The 20,271-nt window shown below is 59.1% G+C and carries 18 protein-coding genes; 11 read left to right on the top strand and 7 right to left on the bottom strand.

Annotated features, from left to right (window positions below; all coding sequences use genetic code 11):
* Positions 1-40: 40 nt before the first annotated feature.
* The 6 genes from ASD50_RS03900 to ASD50_RS03875 form a co-directional block, all read right to left on the bottom strand.
* On the bottom strand, positions 41-622 hold the full coding sequence (locus ASD50_RS03900; protein ID WP_056236436.1) for a peroxidase-related enzyme: 582 nt from the start codon (positions 620-622) through the stop codon (positions 41-43).
* On the bottom strand, positions 622-1,113 hold the full coding sequence (locus ASD50_RS03895; protein ID WP_056236434.1) for a hypothetical protein: 492 nt from the start codon (positions 1,111-1,113) through the stop codon (positions 622-624). The genes ASD50_RS03900 and ASD50_RS03895 overlap by 1 nt, the downstream gene beginning before the upstream one ends.
* 37 nt (positions 1,114-1,150) lie before the next feature.
* Positions 1,151-2,602, bottom strand: coding sequence for an NAD(P)-binding domain-containing protein (locus ASD50_RS03890; protein WP_056236432.1), 1,452 nt, complete (start codon positions 2,600-2,602; stop codon positions 1,151-1,153).
* A 60-nt stretch (positions 2,603-2,662) separates the two neighbouring features.
* Complete coding sequence (locus tag ASD50_RS03885) at positions 2,663-4,270, bottom strand: ABC transporter substrate-binding protein (RefSeq protein ID WP_056236500.1); 1,608 nt, start codon at positions 4,268-4,270, stop codon at positions 2,663-2,665.
* Positions 4,271-4,333: 63 nt separating this feature from the next.
* The gene (locus tag ASD50_RS03880; protein ID WP_056236498.1) at positions 4,334-5,293 is read right to left on the bottom strand and encodes a LysR family transcriptional regulator; all 960 of its coding nucleotides are present in this window, start codon (positions 5,291-5,293) and stop codon (positions 4,334-4,336) included.
* A 349-nt stretch (positions 5,294-5,642) separates the two neighbouring features.
* The gene (locus ASD50_RS03875; protein ID WP_056236430.1) at positions 5,643-6,080 is read right to left on the bottom strand and encodes an Lrp/AsnC family transcriptional regulator; all 438 of its coding nucleotides are present in this window, start codon (positions 6,078-6,080) and stop codon (positions 5,643-5,645) included.
* A 127-nt stretch (positions 6,081-6,207) separates the two neighbouring features.
* Between ASD50_RS03875 and rocF the strand changes: the two genes are divergently transcribed.
* From rocF to ASD50_RS03840, 7 genes are all read left to right on the top strand, one after another.
* A complete protein-coding gene (rocF, locus tag ASD50_RS03870; RefSeq protein ID WP_056236428.1) occupies positions 6,208-7,128 on the top strand; it encodes an arginase in 921 nt (306 codons plus the stop codon).
* Positions 7,128-8,183, top strand: a complete 1,056-nt coding sequence (locus tag ASD50_RS03865) for an ornithine cyclodeaminase (RefSeq protein ID WP_056236425.1) — start codon at positions 7,128-7,130, stop codon at positions 8,181-8,183. Before rocF ends, ASD50_RS03865 begins: the two co-directional genes overlap by 1 nt.
* 338 nt (positions 8,184-8,521) lie before the next feature.
* On the top strand, positions 8,522-9,463 hold the full coding sequence (locus ASD50_RS03860) for a sugar ABC transporter substrate-binding protein (protein WP_056236423.1): 942 nt from the start codon (positions 8,522-8,524) through the stop codon (positions 9,461-9,463).
* A gap of 151 nt (positions 9,464-9,614) precedes the next feature.
* Positions 9,615-10,637: an ABC transporter permease gene (locus ASD50_RS03855; protein WP_056236421.1), complete on the top strand. Its 1,023-nt coding sequence runs from the start codon at positions 9,615-9,617 to the stop codon at positions 10,635-10,637.
* Between the two features lies 1 nt (position 10,638).
* The gene (locus tag ASD50_RS03850; RefSeq protein WP_056236419.1) at positions 10,639-11,421 is read left to right on the top strand and encodes an ATP-binding cassette domain-containing protein; all 783 of its coding nucleotides are present in this window, start codon (positions 10,639-10,641) and stop codon (positions 11,419-11,421) included.
* 46 nt (positions 11,422-11,467) lie between these two features.
* Positions 11,468-12,469 (top strand): inositol 2-dehydrogenase, encoded by a 1,002-nt coding sequence (gene iolG, locus ASD50_RS03845; RefSeq protein ID WP_056236416.1) that lies wholly within the window; start codon positions 11,468-11,470, stop codon positions 12,467-12,469.
* A gap of 15 nt (positions 12,470-12,484) precedes the next feature.
* Positions 12,485-13,279, top strand: coding sequence for an SDR family oxidoreductase (locus ASD50_RS03840; RefSeq protein WP_056236413.1), 795 nt, complete (start codon positions 12,485-12,487; stop codon positions 13,277-13,279).
* Between the two features lie 16 nt (positions 13,280-13,295).
* Here the strand turns inward: ASD50_RS03840 and ASD50_RS03835 are convergent, their stop codons facing one another.
* On the bottom strand, positions 13,296-14,405 hold the full coding sequence (locus ASD50_RS03835; protein ID WP_056236412.1) for a Gfo/Idh/MocA family protein: 1,110 nt from the start codon (positions 14,403-14,405) through the stop codon (positions 13,296-13,298).
* 144 nt (positions 14,406-14,549) lie between these two features.
* Here ASD50_RS03835 and ASD50_RS03830 point away from each other — a divergent pair, with 144 nt between their 5' ends.
* The 4 genes from ASD50_RS03830 (at position 14,550) to iolE (ending at position 20,265) form a co-directional block, all read left to right on the top strand.
* On the top strand, positions 14,550-15,386 hold the full coding sequence (locus tag ASD50_RS03830) for a MurR/RpiR family transcriptional regulator (RefSeq protein ID WP_056236410.1): 837 nt from the start codon (positions 14,550-14,552) through the stop codon (positions 15,384-15,386).
* A 135-nt stretch (positions 15,387-15,521) separates the two neighbouring features.
* Positions 15,522-17,456: a bifunctional 5-dehydro-2-deoxygluconokinase/5-dehydro-2-deoxyphosphogluconate aldolase gene (locus ASD50_RS03825; RefSeq protein ID WP_056236408.1), complete on the top strand. Its 1,935-nt coding sequence runs from the start codon at positions 15,522-15,524 to the stop codon at positions 17,454-17,456.
* A gap of 20 nt (positions 17,457-17,476) precedes the next feature.
* Positions 17,477-19,327: a 3D-(3,5/4)-trihydroxycyclohexane-1,2-dione acylhydrolase (decyclizing) gene (gene iolD, locus ASD50_RS03820; RefSeq protein WP_056236406.1), complete on the top strand. Its 1,851-nt coding sequence runs from the start codon at positions 17,477-17,479 to the stop codon at positions 19,325-19,327.
* Between the two features lie 20 nt (positions 19,328-19,347).
* Entirely contained in the window at positions 19,348-20,265 is a 918-nt protein-coding gene (iolE, locus tag ASD50_RS03815; RefSeq protein WP_056236403.1) for a myo-inosose-2 dehydratase, read from the top strand.
* Positions 20,266-20,271: the final 6 nt, after the last annotated feature.

The raw sequence follows: 20,271 nt of genomic DNA, 5'->3' as shown, positions 1-20,271 counted from the left end.
TCCGCCACGCGATGGAATGCCTTCCTGGCTCTGCCGCGGGCTAAGGTTTCGACATCAACGGCTCGCCCAGTGAATGCATCAGCCGGTTCGCCCAGCCGAACATCGCGGCCGACAAGATCAGGTCGAAAATCTCGAGGTCCGAGTAACCCATCGCCCTGAGGTCGCCGATCGAGCCTTCCGGGATTTCAGGCGGCGCCTTGGAAAGCTTTACACTGAGGTCAAAAAGGGCAGACGCATTCTCGTCCAGTTCGGCGTCAATTCCGCTGGCGAATATCTCGTCCACGACTTCCGGGCGCTTCGACAGCGAGATATAGCGGCTCGAGTGAACCGCGGTGCAATAGACGCAGCCATTGTAGATCGAAGCGCCGAGGGCCGCCAGTTCGCGCTCAGCCCGGCCGAGGCCATCCTTGCCATACATCACTTCATTGAAAAGCGGGGAACGGACGGCAAGCGTTTCAGGATCATGCGCGAGAACCAGCACATATTCCGAAACCTTCATATTTGACGGCGTGATCTTCAACGCTTCCTTCTGCTCTTGCGACGCGGTCGCCAGATCGACGGGAACGATGTAGGGATTCCAGTATGGAATCTTCGTGGTGAATTGCTCGACGACAGTGGTCATCACGCCCTCCCCGTCAGCAGCTTCACGCCGGCAACGACGCGCATGTAGTAGCTCAGCACGCCGACAAACTCGGACAGGCGGACGATGTCGGCCTGCTCCACGCCGGCTTCGATAAGCTTGACGATGCACTGTTTGGTGGCGGAGCGTGGCTCGTTCGCCAACATATCGGCGTGAGCAACGATGGCGCTCGTACGTACGTCGGCACCGGTAGCTTCCCAGCCCACGGCGATCGAACCAAGAATACCAGAGGTCTCGTGCTCCGGTTCGCTCGTTTCGAGAACGTCGACCAGTTCATCGATGCTGTGCAACCTGGCCATCCGCAGAGCCAGCGCCCAGCGAAGTCCACGGCTAATGCCGCCGGGATCCGACGGGGCGATTGCTGCGTGCAGGCACGCGTCGCTCAGATCGATAATCTCACGCCGCTTGTCGAACAGATCGGAGGCGACGCTATCATGACGCCCGATCAGGGTTTCCAACGATATGGTCTGCATTGATACATTTTCCCGAATATCTCAGAATTTGCAGGGGCTATATTTCGGAGCCAATCCATTCATCTCCGAAAAGCTCCGGCTCTTCATAACTCTCGAGCAATCCCCAATGGTGCTCGATATCTTCGACGTAGAATGCTTCGGATATCGACTTGGCGAGCAACTGCGCGCCCTCGCTGATGGCCGGAATATCGCTACTCAGTTTGCCCATGCTCAACGCTGCGGCGTGGTTGAAGCAGTAGATGTTTCCAACCCATGGCGCGGAATCCGGCGTCTTCTCCCGGAATGAAAAGTCGGAATTCAAATATGGATGGCGGTAGAGATCCGCGGCTTCCATGCCTTTCGGGGCTTCAAAGCGATCGCGCCAACGGGCAACGTTGCGAGCAATATTGTTCAATTCCGGCCGGGTATCGAGATTGACCTCGAAACCTGTTCCGAGGATCAGAAAATCGGCTTGAATTGAAGCACCTGACGTAGTGCGGATATCGAGTTCCCGGCCTTGAAGCGTGATCTGCTTGATGCCCTGACCAAAATGGAATGAGCTGTTGCTGTGCCGGCTGACCCGCAAAACAGAACTGCGGGGCGCGGGCGTCTGCTGCCGCATCGCGTATTCAGAAATTCGCCATTTCCAATTGTCATCAAGCGCAGAAAATCCGGCGCTCAACCCGTAGCTGCCAATTCCCATCAGCTTGTTGATGCACGGCATGATCTGGCGGCGCGCGAGAAGGCGCACCTCGCTGGCACCGGACTCGAGTGCGGTCGCGGCGTTGTCCATTGCCGAAGCACCGACACCGACCACAACAACGCGCTTGCCGGCAAGGGCGCTAAAATCGATCATCTCCGTCGTGTGGGCCCATACGGCTTTCGGCAGCCCGTCCACGAAAGACGGGATTGCAGGCCCGCCAACGCCGTCACGCCCTGTAGCCAGCACAACCTTGCGCGCCTGAATTGAAGGCCGGCCGTCCGCGAAATCCACCGCGACCAGGTTTCCCTCGCCGGGGCCTATCGAAGAGACTTCGAAACCATTCTCGACCGGAAGGCCAAGAACGTCGCGGAACCAGACCAGATAGTCCATCCAGACCGACCGGGGAATCCGGTAGAGGTCGCTCCACGCCTGCAACCCGAAGGAAGCCTCGTACCAGGCCCTGAAGGTCAGCGAGCCAATACCGCAGGCAGGACCAACCAGATCCTTGGGCGAGCGAAGCGTTTCCATACGGGCATAGGTCAGCCACGGTCCTTCAAGACCAGATGGATTGCGGTCGATGATCCGAAACCTGGAAATGCCGGCCATTCTGAGTGCAAAAGCGGCGACGAGGCCGCACATGCCCGCGCCGATGACAACGACGTCCTGCACTTGCTTGTTGTCGACAGGCGCGCGATTGGGAACCCAACTCCTTGCCGGATAGTTGAGATTTCTAAGGTCTTCCGCGACACGAAGTTCCAATGCCGCCAACCCATGCCCCGGGCTGGCAGTTGCAGCACTATTCAGCATTTTTGATTTCCTGGTCGTTCATCGTTGCGGTGCCCTTTGGAGGCACCGCAACGACCTTTGTTATTCAGCGACCCAAGTGTCGTACCAGCTGCCGAAATCCCATCGAGCGCTGTTGTGGTGGTTCTGAACCTTTCGGTTCGTCGTGGAAACGGCGGTGCGCTGGGTGGCCATCCATACGGGGAGATCGGCATTCACCAGATCGACCAGGCGCCCGTAAAGTTCCTTGCGCTTTGCCGGATCGAGTTCGAATGCGGCTGAGTCAATGAGATTGTCCACCTCATCGGACTGCCAGCCAAACTGGTTGCTCCAAGGCACGCCTTTCTTGGCGCCCGACCGATAATAAACCGTTGTCGAGACGGCCGGATCACCACGGAACCGATGCCAGCCGGTCGCCAGATCGAAGTCCCAGTCGTCGTAGATGCGCTTCAAAGCGCCGGCGATGTCGAGCGACACAACCTCAAGGTCGATACCCACCTCCGCCAAGGACTGCTGCATGAAGGTGGCAAACAGCGTCATGTCTTCGGCGCCGGGGATTGGCACGATGTTGATTGCGAAGCGCTTTCCGTCTGCGCCGCGGGGATAGCCCGCTTCATCCAGAAGCGCTTCCGCCTTGGCACGGTCGAAGGGGTAAGGGTTCTTCGTTCCGGTATAGAAATTCTTCGAGAAGGTCGGGATCGGACCGACGCCGATCTCGCCCATGCCGTACAGGAAGTTGTCGATGAAGAACTGTACGTCGATGGCGTGAACGATGGCCCGACGCACACGAACGTCCGACAGTTCCTTGCGACGGAAATTGAACTCGACGTCGTTGTTGAACGACGCGCCCTCGTTGCCGCGGCTCGAAACCTCGAAACGCTCGTCCTTCGACAGACGGTTGATATCAGCCAGGGACATGGTGATGTCCGGGCTGATGAGCACCTGCTCCGCCTCGACCGCAGCAGCGGCCGTGGACGGATTGGTGATGACCTGCCAGACGACCTTGTCGAGATACGGGAAACCTTCACGCCAGTATTCGGGATTGCGCTCGGCAATGATGTGCTGCCCGCGCTGATATTCGACGAACTTGAACGGGCCCGTTCCGATCGGCGCCACGTTCGCGGGGTTCTCCAGAACATTGGTCCCCTCATAGACATGGCGGGGAGCTACATAACCCAGGTCGCAGAGAGCCCTGAGCAGCAGTCCCAGTGGCATCGGGCGCGAATAGCGGAACACCGCCGTCTGTGGATCAGGCGTATCAACGGCATCAAGATAGAGCTGCAACTGGACGCTGTAGTTGAGAACCTTCTTCCACAGCTCCATGGCGCTAAACTGCACGTCTGCCGAGGTAAACGGCTTGCCGTCGTGCCATTTCACGCCTTCACGAAGCTTGAAGGTAATGGACAGCCCGTCGGCAGAGCTTTCCCAAGAGGTTGCCAGAACCGGGACGATCTCTCCATCGGCTCCGAGGTCGACCAGAGGTTCGACGATCTTGCTGCCGACGATGTAGACGCCGGTTCCGGCGCGGACGGCCGGGTTGAGGATGCGCTGTTCGGCGTTGAGATGGACGGTCATCGTCCCTCCGCGGCGAGGCTCCTGCTGGGCAATCGCCAGGGAAGGCGCCAATAGGCCGACGCCGAGGATAGTCGTTCCAAGCAGAACGGTACGTCTGGAAAATTTCGAGTGTGTCATCATTCCCCTCTTTTTGTTGTTTGCTGCGACAAGAGTTATGCGGGATATCAGCGACGCTTTTGGCTACTCCCCGAGACCATCGAGTTCGAGAAGCAGCTTTTCGTGCTGATCAGGCTGAAGAAGCTTGAAATCCGGCAGCAGCGATGCCGCTGCCGAGGCAATTGCGCGAATGAATGTCTGGCCGGCCTCGTTCGGCGGCGCCGACGCCAGCGTGATGACGCCGAAATAGAACGGGATCGCGGTTTCCAGGGGGCGCGTCACCACGCCCTCCATTTCCACGCCGGCAATCGTCACCGGCTCCATGATACTGAGGCCGGCTCCTTGCCGGATGAAACCGAGCAAGTTCATGCTGGAACTGGTCTGGATGACGGTCTCGACTGGAACGTCCTGTTGCCGAAGCACATTCCTTATGCGCGCCGGAAGGCCACGAAAGTCTTCGGCCATGCCGACGAATTTCCGTCCGGCAAGCTCTGAGAGCCGGACAGGGCCCTTGCCTGCGCTCAATGGATCATCAGCCGGCATGGCGAGAACGCAGGAAGCGCTGCCGATCCAGTGGATATCCATGTCGCGGTGATCGAGCGGCAAGCTCGTGGCACCAATGTCGACCTGCCGATCGATGACCGAATGCCGGACTTCCCCAGGTAATGTCGTGCGGACTTCCAGACCGCAGCCGAGATCGTCTGCGCAAAGCGCCCATGCCTTCGGCAGCAAGCCGATACCGAGAGCCGATATGGCGCCGACGCTCAACGGCCGCTGCTGGCCGCGCGCGATGTGTTCGGCCCGGCGACGGATCTGCCTGATGCTGCCCAGCGCCCGCTCGGCATCCTCGAGCAGCAACATACCCTGCGAGGTCGGAAGCAGTCGGGGGCCGGAACGCTCGAACAACGCATAGCCAAGATCGCGCTCCAGCTCCTGGATCAGGCGGCTAACGCTGGATTGCGATCGATTCAAGCTCTTCGCGGCAGCGGTTACGCTGCCGAGATCGCTGACCGCAAGATAGGCTTCCAGCCCGTTCAGATCCACGCTTCCCTCGAAAACTGCATGATACACTATCTATGTTGCGAATTTTGCATAATGAAAAATCGACGTCAAGTGCTTGATGTCTTCGGCCATTCGCAAACCCGCTGAATGCTTCGATTCTTGAGCCGGATCGGCCTCACTGGGAGATCGGCACGTTTGCAGGATAGAAGCGATCACTTCGCCGAGCGATGCCGTAACAGTCTGAAAATTCGAGCTTATTGAGTAGGATTGTCCAGCGGCAAGGCGCAGGAAGATATGTCTTTGCCGTGTTTCTGATTGATCAGGCACTCACGGCGGTCGGCCTCAAGGCTGGCAGAAATCTTGAAACTTGCGCGCGACTCTCATTCGAAGATTACAATTTTGCCTTGGTGCTTCTTGGAGTTGCGAGCAGCAAGCTGGTTTCGCTGCCAGTGATTCCGGGGATGAGCCTGATCTTGCGCAGGACACCATCCAGATCCGCCAGCGTCTCGGTGCCAAGCTCGATGACCAGATCCCAGCGGCCGTTAGTGGTGTGGATCTGCGAGACTTCCGAGAATCCGCCCAGAGACCTGATGACGCGATCGGCAGCATGTCCCTCGATCTCGATGAGCATGATACCGCGAACGGGCTGGCTAACGGCATCGGCACGCAAGATCACAGTGTAACCAACGATGTCGCCGGTTTTTTCCAGACGTGCCATTCGTGCACGCACGGTGGCGCGGGAAACACCGAGATCGAGCGCAAGATCGGAGATGCTGCGGCGCCCACGATGGCGCAGCAGGGTTACAAGCCCTTTGTCCAAATCGTCCATGTGGTGTCCATTTTGACAATCAATTCCACCGGAATGGACACCCATTCTATCAAAGCTGTCAATTGGATCACTTCATTTCGCCAAGCCCTTCCAGTTCAATGCCACTTTCCTTCGTTGAGGACAGCATATGCATTGCAAGATTTTGGGAGCGCCGGTCCAGGATGGAACCGGCCGCATGGGTTGTGAAATGGGGCCGAGTGCGCTGCGCACCGCCGGCCTGGGACAAGCGCTTGTCGAGCTTGGCCACACGTTGACCGATTTGGGAACGGTGGTTTCCAAACCGGTCCCTGTGGCGCAGCACAGTAACAAGGCTCTCAAGGCCCTGCCCGAGATCTCGGCATGGACAGCTGCTATCGCCGACGCCGCATATGCAGCTTGCGCCGATGCAATGCCGATCTTTCTGGGCGGCGACCACAGCATATCGGCAGGCACGGTGTCGGGTGTTGCCCGCCGGGCAGCCGAAACCGGCAGGCCCCTGTTCGTCCTATGGCTCGATGCGCATCCCGATTTTCATACACTCGATTCGACGGCGAGCGGCAATCTGCACGGCGTACCCCTTGCCTATGCATCCGGCCTGCCCGGCTTTGAAGGCTATTTCCCCGCTCGCGCGGCTACCGTTGATCCCAAGCGCGTATGTACACTCGGCATTCGAAGCGTCGATCCGGCAGAGCGCGAGGCGCTTTCACGCGCCGGCGTTACCGTTCACGATATGCGCACGGTCGACGAACACGGCATGGCTCCGCTGCTGCGCGCCTTCCTCGAACGAGTGAGGCAGGAGAACGGGCTCCTGCACGTTAGCCTCGACGTGGATTTCCTCGATCCGTTCATTGCGCCGGCCGTCGGCACCACCGTTCCAGGCGGAGCGACCTTTCGTGAAGCGCATCTTGTCATGGAAATGCTGCATGACAGCGGGCTGGTCACCAGCCTCGACCTGGTCGAACTCAATCCGTTCCTCGACGAGCGAGGGCGCACCGCCATCCTGCTCGTCGATCTGACAGCAAGCCTGATGGGCCGTCGTATCATGGACCGGCCTACGAGGAGCTTTTGATGACCATTGCCAATTTGAACATCGTGCCCTTCGTCAGTGTCGAGAACATGATGAAGCTGGTTCTGGATATCGGCGTGGATCGCTTCCTCACCGATCTTGCCGTCTACATCGAGGAAGACTTCCGGCGTTGGGAACTGTTCGACAAGACGCCGCGCGTCGCCTCGCATAGCCATGACGGCGTCATTGAACTCATGCCAACCAGCGACGGCCAGCTCTACGGCTTCAAATACGTCAACGGCCATCCCAAGAACATGCGCGAGGGCCGCCAGACCGTGACTGCCTTCGGCGTGCTTGCCGATGTCGGCTCAGGCTATCCGATGCTGCTCACCGAAATGACGATCCTCACGGCGCTCCGAACGGCTGCTACTTCGGCGGTGGCGGCCAAATACCTTGCACCGAAGGGTTCAGACACGATGGCGATCATCGGCAATGGCGCCCAATCGGAATTCCAGGCGATAGCCTTCAAGGCCCTGCTCGGTGTCAACAAACTGCGGCTTTACGACATCAACATCTCGGCCAGCCGCAAATGTGCGAGCAACCTCAAAGGGCTCGGCTTTGACATCGCCATATGCACGAGCGGGCAGGAAGCGGTCGAAGGCGCACATATTATTACCACCGTGACAGCCGACAAGCAGTACGCGACGATACTGACCGACAACATGGTCGGCACCGGTGTGCACATCAATGCCGTTGGCGGCGATTGCCCCGGCAAGACCGAACTGCATCGCGATATACTGCTGCGCTCCAAAATCGTTGTCGAGTATCCGCCTCAGACGCGCATCGAAGGAGAAATCCAGCAGCTTGCCGCCGACTATCCAGTGGTCGAGTTGTGGCAGGTGATGACAGGCAAGGTAGCAGGCCGTCACGATCCCAGCGAAATTACCCTGTTCGATTCAGTCGGCTTCGCCATCGAAGACTTCTCGGCACTCCGATATGTCCGCGACCAGCTTCTCCACACGAAGCGTTTCGATGAACTCGACTTGCTCGCCGATCCAGACGAGCCCCGCGACCTGTTCGGCATGCTGTTGCGCCAGGCGGCCAAGGATGCTGCCTGATCCACCACCTGCGGTGATCTGCGCACTCAGCCGATGTGATGTTCGATTGGGACGAACTCCTTGGCGGCACGCCATTGAGCCAATTCAAAGCACGCACGCGATGCGCGTAGAGATCAAGCGGCACAAGATATGGAATCCTGCCCTATGGCCATGGAATCCGGCTTGACGCTCGCCACACAAATGGAATAAATATTTCAATACGTATTAATTTTGGTTCTTACATTCCGTTCCCGTTGCGAGGAACGGATGTAACGAGGAAGCGGGAGCAATTCTTCGGCCAGCCGAGGATTCCGGAACAACCGGTGCCGCCGGACACCAACAGTGGGAGGAGATGTGACATGAGAAAACTGCTTTTGGGCGCTGCGCTTTCGGCGCTGATGACAGGCTCTGCCTTTGCTGAAAACATCGGTGTGTCGATGGCGCTGTTCGACGACAATTTCCTGACAGTACTGCGCAACGGCATGATCGATTACGGCAAGACGCTCGACGGCGTGACCTTGCAGGTCGAGGACGCACAGAACGACGTGGCCAAGCAGCAGAGCCAGGTACAGAATTTCATCGCCAGCGGCGTCAGCGCCATCATCGTGAACCCGGTCGATACGGACGCGACAGTTGCCCTGTCCAAAATCGCCGCGGATGCCGGAATCCCTCTCGTCTATGTCAACCGGGAGCCCGTGAACGTCGATCAACTGCCTGAAAAGCAGGCCTTCGTCGCATCCGACGAACGTGAATCCGGAACTTTGGAAACGCAGGAAATCTGCCGCCTGCTCAAAGAGGCCGGCAAAACGGAAGCGAACATCGTCGTCATGATGGGCGAACTCTCCAACCAAGCTGCGCGCCAGCGGACACAAGACGTTCACGACGTCATCGCCACGCCGGAATGTTCATTCATGAAGATCGTGGAAGAGCAGACCGCCAACTGGCAGCGCACCCAGGCTTCCGACCTGATGACCAACTGGTTGTCGGCTGGCGTGCAGTTCGACGCAGTCGTCTCGAACAATGATGAAATGGCGATCGGTGCGATCCAGGCGCTCAAGGCCGCCGGCAAGGACACAACCAAGGAAATCATCGGAGGCGTTGACGCCACGCAAGACGCACTTGCCGCGATGAAAGCCGGAGACCTGAAGGTCACCGTGTTCCAGGACGCGGCGGGCCAGGGCAAAGGTGCAGTGGACACCGCGCTAAAGATTGCCAGGGGCGAGAAGGTGGATACCAAGGTCTACATCCCGTTCAAGCTGGTGACGCCCGCCAACGTCGACGAATATCTGTCGAAGAACTGAACTTGGGGACAGCTTTGCCTGGGCGTCGACAACACGCCCAGGCATCGAAACGTCAGCTCGGCGGATGCAGTTTGGCGCCTGTGATCGATGGGGCAGAGCTGATCTGACTTGCGTCGAGCTGCCATGACATGAGCGGATACGAGGGCACATCATGACCGAGGTTGCGAACCCGACAAAGACCTCCGAAGCCCTGCCGGTCCGGCGCAATCGCCCAGCCGAGATCAACGTCCTGATCGGGCTGCTCGTCATTGCGATTGTCTTTGAAATTCTTGGCTGGCTGGTTCAGGGCCAGAGCTTCCTCGCCAACGGAGAGCGGCTGAGGATCATGATCCTGCAGGTGTCGGTCGTCGGCATCATCGCTATCGGCGTGACGCAAGTCATCATCACCGGGGGCATCGACCTGTCGTCGGGGTCGGTCGTTGGCGCGACCGCCATGATCGCCATGAGCTTCGCGCAGGTCAGCACCTATCCGCGCGCCGTCTTTCCCGGATTGACCGACCTGCCAGTGGTCGTACCGATTGCCATCGGTCTCGGCTGCGGCCTGCTCGCGGGCCTGATCAACGGATTGCTGATCGCCTACACCAGAATTCCACCTTTCATAGCGACCCTGGGCATGATGGTCACCGCGCGCGGCATCGCCAAATGGTACACCAAGGGCCAGCCTGTCTCATTCCCCACAGATAGTTATGCCGCCATCGGCGCTGGCATGACGCCGGTACTTATCTTCATCGCCATGGCAATCCTGTTCCAGTTGATCCTGCGCTACACGATCTATGGGCGCCACACCTACGCCATCGGCTCGAATGAGCAGGCCGCACGTGTCTCGGGCATCAATGTCGAGCGGCATCTCATTCTGGTCTACGTCATCGCCGGCGTTCTGGCGGGCCTTGCCGGGGTCGTGCTTTCGGCACGGGGGCTGACGGCGCAATCAGGCATGGGCGTCATGTATGAACTTGATGCCATCGCCATGGCCGTCATCGGCGGCACTTCGCTGGCCGGAGGGCGCGGCTCCATCGTGGGCACGACGCTCGGCATGCTGATTTTCGGCGTCATCATTTCGGGATTCACCTTCCTGCGCATTGACGCCTATTATCAGGAGATGCTCAAGGGCCTGATCATTGTCGGTGCGGTCGTGCTCGACGTCTATCGCCAACGCTATCGCGGCAGGAGTTGAGATGAGCGACACGCAAAAAGATATGATTCTCAAGACCGTCGGGCTAGCCAAGCGCTATGGCGGCGTCCACGCGCTCGAGGACGCCAACTTCGAGCTGAAGGCCGGCGAACATGTCGCCATCGTCGGCGACAACGGCGCGGGAAAATCGACCTTCGTGCGCCAGATCACAGGCGTCGAGCAACCGAGCGCCGGCGAGATCTACTTCGATGGCGAAAAGGTCGAATTCAAAAGTCCGATCGAGGCGCGGGACTGCGGGATCGAGACAGTATTTCAGAATCTCGCGCTGGCCGACGACCTCGACGTGCCGTCCAACCTGTTTCTTGGCCGCGAGGAACGCTACTTCAACCTCGGGCCTTTCAGCATCCTCAACGAACGAAAGATGCTCGCGCACGCGCAGGACGCCTTGCGCACGACTGGCGTCAAGATTCCGGACCTGAGGAACAAGATCCGCAACATGTCTGGCGGCCAGCGGCAGTGCGTGGCAATCAGCCGGGCAGCTAGCTTTGCTTCCAAGCTCATCATCATGGACGAGCCGACTGCGGCACTTGGCGTCCAGGAAACGGCCCAAGTGGAAAACATCATTCGAACACTGAAAAGTCGCGGCATTCCGCTTATCCTGATCAGCCACAACCTGAGGCAGGTGTTCGACCTCGTCGATCGTATCTGGGTTTTCCGGCGCGGCCGCATCGTCGGCGCCGTCGATCGCAGCAAGACGGACGGCAACGAGATCGTATCCTTGATCACAGGCGTGAAGGCGGCTGTCGACGCGCCCGATTTTGCCTGAAGCCGGACACGCGACAGAACTTGGAAACATTGAAAATGAGGGAATCATGACAATTCGATTTGGCCTGCTTGGGGCGGGCCGCATCGGCAAGGTGCATGCGCGCGCTGTTGCCGCCAATCCGAAAGCGCGCTTGATGGCAGTCGCCGACGCGGACGAAAAGGCGGCCAAGGAAATCTCGTCAAACTACGGCGCGGAGGTCCGCACCATCGATGCCATCGAGAAGGCCGATGACATAGATGCCGTCATTATCTGCACGCCGACCGACACACATGCCGAACTGATCGAACGCTTTGCCAAAGCCGGCAAGGCGATCTTCTGCGAAAAGCCAATCCACCTTGACGTCAAGCGCGTGGAGAAATGCCTGGCCGTGGTGGAGAAGACCAAGGCAACGCTGATGGTTGGGTTCAACCGCCGCTTCGATCCGCATTTCGCGGCAGTGCGCAAGGCGATTGACGACGGCGCTATCGGCACCGTCGAAATAGTGACGATAACTTCACGGGACCCAGGCCCGCCGCCACTCGACTACATTGCCCGCTCGGGCGGCATCTTTCGCGACATGACCATCCACGACTTCGATATGGCCCGCTTCCTGCTGGGCGAAGAGCCCGTTTCAGTCAGCGCCCATGCCTCCGTTCTGGTCGACAAGAAGATCGGCGCGGCCGGTGATTTCGACAGCGTCAGCGTCATCCTTGAGACGAAATCCGGCAAGCAGTGCCTGATCTCGAATTCGCGGCGCGCGACCTACGGCTACGACCAGCGCATCGAAGTGCACGGATCGAAAGGCATGATCGCGGCAGAAAACCAGCGGCCGGTATCGATCGAACTCGCCAACGACAAAGGCTACACCCGACCACCCCTGCATGACTTCTTCATGACCCGCTATACAGATGCCTATGCCAACGAAATTGCCGCGTTCATCGCCTCGGCAACGGCAGGCAAGAAGGTGCACCCTGACGGGCAGGACGGGCTGGCAGCACTCAAACTGGCCGAGGCTGCGCTTAAATCGGCCAAGCAAGGCAAGACCGTGCGCGTCGATGCTGCGCGTTGACAAGGACATAGCACCATGAACGGAACGGACAGCCGCAATGCGCAAACGCGCGCCATCGTGACCGGCGGCGCGCAAGGTATCGGTTTTGCCGTTGCAGAGGCGCTTGCCGATGAAGGTTGCAAGGCGCTGGCACTCGTGGGCCGCTCTCAGGAGAAGGGCGGCAAGGCCGCGGCGGCTTTGTGCAACAGAGGCGTGGACGCGATATTCATGAGCGCCGACGTGGCAAATGTTGCCGATTGCCAGCGCGTGATCGAGATGGCCTGCAAGCATTTCGGCAACATCAATGGCCTCGTCAATGCCGCAGCAACCTCGGCCCGTGGATCGCTGATCGATACCACGCAGGATCTGTTCGACCGAATCTTCGCCACCAATGTGCGCGGCCCGTTCTTCCTCATGCAAGGCGTAGTCAGGCAGTTGCTGGAAAGCAAAGCGCCGGGATCGATCGTCAACGTTCTGTCGATGTCGGCACATGCGGGCCAGTCTTTCCTGACACCTTATTCAACCAGCAAGGGCGCGTTGATGACGCTAACCAAGAATGTGGCGAGTGCCTATCGCGCAAACCGCATTCGCTGCAACGCAGTGCTGCCCGGCTGGATGGACACGGAAGGCGAAGCCATGGTGCAGGCGAAATTCCACAATGCGCCAGCGGACTGGCTGGAAAAAGCCGAGGCTGCACAGCCGATGGGACAACTGGTCAAGCCTGCACAACTTGCCCGGCTAATCACTTACATGCTGAGCCCACAATCCGGCGTCATGACCGGGTCTCTGGTAGACTACGACCAGAACATTGCCGGCGTGGTCGGGGAGTAGTTGCAATGGATCGGGATCATCTGACCTCGATCCACTTTCCTTCGTCGAACGACCGCGCCATGGCGTGAACAGTTCGCTCGATTTCGAGCCCCTCGGCGAAATCAATCGTTCGCGACGGTCTGCCGGCAATGCGTTCCAACAACTCGCGGCACTCGACAATCTTGAGGTCGTTGAAGCCAAGCCCGTGTCCGGGCGCCGGAACGAATGCGCCGTAAGGGCTATGTGATGGGCCAATAAGGACAGTCCGGTAGCCCTGTTCTAATGGACGATCGGACGTCAGATAAAGCTGAAGCTCGTTGAAACGTTCCTGATCGAAGAGGATGGAGCCCTTCGAGCCGAATATCTGCAACGCAATCCGCCCTTTACGGCCCCATGCCGAACGGTTCACCTGCAATGTGGCGGCAACGCCGTTTTCCAGCCGCATCAGCACGCTGGCGATGTCGTAAGTTTCGACTGGCCGGCTGTTGCCGTTGTCCGTCACACGGTCCTTGTATGGCTTGGCCATGTCACACATGACGCGTGCTACCCGGCCAAAGAGAACCGAGATCAACGACAACGGATGCACCGCGAAATCGTCGAGCGCGCCGTATCCCGACGCCGCCTCATGTTTCCAGAAGAACAGCGCTTCCGGGTCTGCCATGAAGTCTTCGTCCATCTCGATGCGCAGATGGTTGACATCGCCGATGGCGTCCTCATCGAGCAGCTTGCCGATATGACGGACAGCCGGGCTCTGGATGTAGTTGTAGCCAAGGATCGCGACCCTGCCTGACTGGCGTGCGCTCGAAACCATCGCATCGGCATCGGCAAAAGCAGGCGCCATCGGTTTTTCACACCACAGATGTTTGCCTGCCTCGAGTGCCGCAATCGCCATCTCCGGATGGAACTGGTTGGGTGTCGTCAGCGACACCACATCGACGTCCGGATCTTCAATCACCGCCCGCCAGTCACCGGATGACCGGATAAACCCGAACTCCGCCGCCCGCCGGCGCGCAAACTCTTCGTTGGCCTCGCCTAAATGCACGAGTTTCACCTTTCCAGCTTCCGGGAAAACTGTACCAACCGCGTTCCATGCCATCGCGTGGCACTTGCCCATGAAGCCGGTCCCGATAAGGCCCACGCCAACCATTCCGCTCTCCGTTTCGGGAACCCAATATGGATTGAATAGTCCATTTTATTTCACAATGGAACGCATCACTCATTTTCTATGACATTCTTGCACAGGCCCGCTATGATGGGGCACAGAGGGGCCAACCAACCGAGTGGAACGGACATGGACGAACGGGTGCCCCGCGATTTCGAGACATTGCGCTCCACCATCCTGGAGCGGCGACACAGCCTACCCAAGCGCATTGCGCAGATCGCAGCCTATTCGCTCGACAATCCGGACGATATCGCCTTCGGAACCGCTGCCAGCATAGCGGCTACTGCCGGCGTACAACCATCGACCTTGGTGCGGTTTGCCCAGCAGTTCGGCTTCGACGGATTCACCAGCTTGCAGTCAGTCTTTCGCGACCGCCTGCGCGAGCGCAATTCATCCTACGATGAAAGACTGCTGGCGCTAAGGACACAGGCCGAAAAGGAAGGCGGGCACCGAGCTATTTTCGACGGCTTCGTAGCGGCGGCTACGACATCGCTGGAAGACATTTCCCGCGCGCTCAACGATGAGCATCTTGAGCAGGCCATCACGACGCTGGCCAAGGCCGACACGGTCTATGTCCTAGCAAGGCGCCGCTCATATCCGGTCGCCTCCTATATCGCCTATGCGCTTGGCAAGCTTCGGATCAGGAACCAGTTAATCGAATCCGCCGCAGGGCTGAGCAGCGAGATGATAGGCTTTGCTACAGCGAGGGACGCGGCCATTGCCGTCAGCTTCTCGCCCTATGCACCAGCCACCGTGGAAGAATCCCGTTTCCTCTCCGAACAAGGCGTCCCGGTCATCGCCATTACCGACAGTTCGTTTTCGCCGCTGGCGCAGTTCGCCAAGGTATGGTTCGAAGTGGCGGAGGCGGACTTTTCCGGCTTCCGTTCGCTTTCCGCAACCATGGCGCTGGCCATGGCGCTTGCAGTTGGCGTCGCCGAAAAAAGGCGCAGCAACACGGAAAGCTGAGACGAAACACAGTTCATATTTCATAAAAGAACATGTATTCCATGTTGACTGCAATTTGGAATTAATATTTCATATTGGAAGGCGCAACCACCGGGTTGCCCGACATCCAGCCGACGAGGTTGCCGGGAGTTGAGCATGAGCGAAGCCGTGGAAGCACAAGCTGCGCCGCTTGACGTCATCACCATCGGCCGCGCCTCGGTCGACCTTTACGGGCAGCAAATCGGCTCGCGCCTTGAGGACATCACTTCCTTTGCCAAATCCGTCGGCGGTTGCCCGGCAAATATTGCCATTGGCACGGCGCGCCTTGGATTGCGCTCAGCTCTTCTAACCCGGGTGGGCGACGAGCAGATGGGACGCTTCATCCGCGAACAACTGGTGCGCGAAAACGTCTGTGTGGATGGCCTCAAGACCGATCCGGAACGCCTCACCGCCCTGGTGCTACTATCCGTGGAGGACGAAGGCGTATCACCGATGATCTTCTATCGCAGCGATTGCGCCGATATGGCGCTGGCAGAAGGAGATATCGACGAGAATTTCATCCAGTCGGCGAAAGCCATTGTGGTGACCGGCACCCATTTTTCCCGCCCAAGCAGCGATGCCGCCCAGCGCAAGGCAATCAAGGCGATCAAGGCAAGGCACGGCAAAGTCGTCTTCGACATCGACTACCGCCCGAACTTGTGGGGCCTGGCGGGCCATTCCGAAGGGTTTGGACGCTATGTCAAATCGGAGCGCGTATCGGCACGCCTGAAAAGCGTGCTGCCGGATTGCGATCTTGTCGTCGGCACCGAAGAAGAAGTCCTGATTGCGTCTGGTGAAAGCGATCTGCTCGCCGCGTTGAAAGCGATCCGGGCGCTGTCGACGGCAACCATCGTCCTCAAGCGTGGCGCCATGGGTTGCATCGTCTATGACGGCGCAATCAGCGACGATCTCGAGGGCGGTATCGTCGGCGACGGCTTTCCGATCGAAGTCTATAACGTGCTCGGTGCGGGCGATGCCTTCATGTCCGGCTTCCTGCGCGGCTGGCTTAGCGGGGAAAGCCTGAAGGTCGCGGCAACATGGGCGAATGCTTGCGGTGCGTTCGCGGTATCGCGCCTTTTGTGTTCGCCCGAATATCCAACCTTCGCGGAATTGCAGTCTTTCCTTGAGAACGGCAGCCGGCATCTGGCACTGCGCAAGGACGAAGCAATCAACCACATCCATTGGGCAACAACGCGGCGACGCGAAATCCCCTCGCTGATGGCTTTCGCCTGTGACCACCGCTCCCAACTTGAAGAGGTGGCCAGGAAAGCAGGGACCGATCTAGCGCGCGTCGAGGCCTTCAAGGTTCTGGCGGTCAAGGCCGCCGGCGAAGTCGCCGGTGTCCGCCCTGGCTACGGCATGCTGCTTGACGAGAAGCATGGCCGCAAGGCGATGTTCGAGTTCAACCGGCACAAAATGGATTGGCTCGGCCGGCCGGTCGAGTTACCGGGCTCGCGGCCGCTGAGGTTTGACTTCTCGCAGGATATCGGCTCGCAATTGATCGAGTGGCCGGTGGAACACTGCATCAAATGCCTGTGTTTCTATCATCCCGACGACCCCCCCGAACTCAAAGCCGAACAGCAGCGGAAACTGCGCAGTCTTTACGAAGCTGCACGCAAGATTGGGCGCGAGTTGCTGATCGAAATCATCGCCAGCAAGCACGGGAAGATCGATGCCGGCACCGCCTCGCGCGCGCTGGCGGAACTTTATGCGCTCGGCATCAAGCCGGATTGGTGGAAGCTTGAACCACAGGCATCCGCGGCGGCATGGGCAGAGATCGAAGCAACAATCACCGAGAACGATCCTTGGTGCCGCGGCGTCTTGTTGCTGGGTCTCGAAGCGCCACCGGAGGAATTGGAGACGGCATTTGCGGCGGCTGCCGGCGCATCGATCGTCAAGGGCTTCGCGGTTGGCCGCACCATTTTCATCCATGCCGCAGAGCAATGGTTTTCCGGGCGCATGACCGATGAGGAAGCCATCCTAGATATGGCCTCCCGCTTCCGGCAACTCACTGAAGCGTGGCTTGCGGCGCGCAACCGCAAGGCGGCATAAGGCAGCAGAGAGGAGCTATCATGGCAAAAACGGTCCGCCTGACGATGGCGCAAGCTCTGGCCCGTTTCCTGTGTGCACAGATGACCGAGATCGATGGCCGGAAGTTACCGGTCTTCGGCGGCGTATGGGCGATCTTTGGCCATGGCAATGTCGCCGGTTTTGGTGAAGCGCTTCACTCCGTCAAGGATCGGTTGCCGACCTTTCGCGGTCAGAACGAGCAGTCAATGGCGCACGCTGCAATCGGTTTCGCCAAGGCGAATTTCCGCCGACGCTTCATGGCGGCAACCAGCTCAATTGGGCCCGGCGCGGTCAACATGGTCACCGCCGCTGCTCTTGCCCACGTCAACCGGTTGCCGATCCTGTTTCTGCCGGGCGACGTATTCGCCAGCCGCATTCCCGATCCCGTTCTGCAGCAGGTTGAAGACTTCGGCGACGGAACGGTGTCGGCCAACGACTGCTTCCGACCGGTGTCCCGTTACTTCGATCGCATCGCCCGTCCCGAACAGATCATTCCAGCGCTGAACCGAGCAATGCAGGTGCTAACCGATCCGGCGGAATGCGGTCCAGTGACACTGTCGCTGTGTCAGGATGTCCAAGCCGAAGCCTACGATTATCCTGAAAGCTTCTTCGCCGAGCGGATCTGGATTCCGCGCCGGCCCCGACCCGATAGATCCGAACTTGAGGTGGCTGCAAAAACGCTGAGGGCTGCCAAGAAACCGTTGATCGTCGCAGGGGGCGGCGTGCTTTATTCGCAAGCCTCTACTGAACTGGCAAAATTCGTCGAGGCAACTGGCATTCCGATGTGCGAGACACAAGGTGGAAAATCCTCGCTGCCCGACCTCAACGCACTCAACATGGCAGCCGTTGGCGTCACCGGGACCGAGGCAGCAAACCGATTGGCGGCGGAGGCCGACGTGGTGCTCGCGATAGGCACCCGGCTTCAAGATTTCACCACCGGGTCCTGGGCCCTGTTTCAAGCCAAGACAAAGAGCATCATCGGGCTCAATGTACAGCCTTTCGACGCCGGCAAGCATCGTTCTCTACCGTTGGTGGCGGATGCTCGAGAAGGACTTGAGGAGTTGCGGGAGGCGCTGGATGGCTGGCAAGCACCCGCCAGCTGGTCGGAGAATGCACGGAAGGGCAAAGCGGCATGGCAAGTCGAGGCTGCCAGGGTCACCGCCGCGACAAATGTGGCCTTGCCTTCGGACGCGCAGGTGATCGGGGCGGTCCAGCGCATCATGGGGTCAGAGGCGACTGTCCTGCATGCCGCTGGCGGATTGCCCGGTGAACTTCACAAGCTTTGGCAAGCAGGCAAGCCGGGCTCGTATCATGGGGAATACGGTTTTTCTACAATGGGTTACGAGATCGCCGGTGGACTTGGCGCCAAGATGGCGAAACCGGACGAGGAAGTCGTCGTCATGCTTGGCGACGGTTCCTACCTGATGCTGAACTCCGAGATCACCACTTCGGTGATGCTTGGATTGAGGCTCACAATAGTGCTGCTCGACAATCGCGGCTTCGGTTGCATCAACCGCCTGCAGATGGCGACAGGCAGCGCCAACTTCAACAATCTCTTGAAAGACACCCGGCACGAGACGCTGCCCGACATCGACTTTGCAGCCCATGCAACAAGCATGGGCGCTGTTGGCGTCAAGGCGGCATCCATTGCTGAACTGGAAACCCAACTTGCGAAGGCAAAGGCCAACGACCGCACAACAGTAGTCGTCATCGAGACCGATCCCCTGGCTTCGACGGAAGCAGGTGGCCATTGGTGGGATGTCGCGGTGCCGCAAGTCAGTGCGCGTCCAGAGGTCGAGGCGGCGCGCAAGACCTACGACCAAAAGCGCCAGATGCAAAATATCGGTGACTAGCCCAAAACTGGAGTGACGACGTGAAGGCTAAACTCGGCATGTCCCCCATTGCATGGTGGAACGACGATCTGCCTGAACTCAGCGACGACGCATCTTTGGAGGAATGCCTGCGCCAATCTCGCTCGGCAGGCTTTACCGGCATGGAGATGGGCCGTCGCTTCCCCAGCGACCCGTCCGTCATGCTTCCCATTCTCAGGAAAGCCGACGTAACGCTATGCGGCGGCTGGTTTTCGGGCACGCTGGTGAATGAAGATCTGGCGGCCAACAAGGCTCGCATCGCACCAATGATCGAACTGTTCAAGGCTGTCGACGCGCCCTGCATCGTCTATGGAGAAGTAGGCCGCTCGATCCAGGGTGACCGCTCGAAGCCGCTAGCCACAAAAGCCGTGCTCGCAGACGTCGAGATGAAGACATATGCCCACAAGGTGACAGAGTTTGGCGAATGGTGCGCCGACCAAGGCATGCCACTATCCTACCATCACCACATGGCCGCAGTGGTGCAGTTCGAACATGAACTGGACGCGTTCATGAACCATTCCGGTGAAGGCATTCCGCTGCTGCTCGATGCCGGCCATCTCGCCTTTGCCGGCGGCGATATACTGCGCGCCATCGACAATCATCACCGGCGCATCAGCCATGTGCACGTGAAGGACGTGCGCATGGACGTCATCAAGGCGCTCGACTGGACGAAAAGCTCGTTCCTCGACGCGGTGGCGCTAGGGGCTTTTACCGTTCCCGGTGACGGATCGCTGGATTTTGGAACTATCGTGCAGAAATTCGCGGACTATGGCTATGAAGGCTGGTTCGTGGTCGAGGCAGAACAGGACCCGAGGAAAAACCCGCCGCTCAAGATGGCGCAGGTGGGCTACAAGGAATTGATGCGCGTAATGACGGCTGCCGGCTATACCGTCGAGGCGGAAGGATTTCCGGCAGACTGAGCGAGA

The sequence above is a fragment of the Mesorhizobium sp. Root552 genome (assembly GCF_001427285.1).
GTDB lineage: Bacteria > Pseudomonadota > Alphaproteobacteria > Rhizobiales > Rhizobiaceae > Mesorhizobium.
This window is presented reverse-complemented; position numbering and strand designations above follow the sequence as displayed.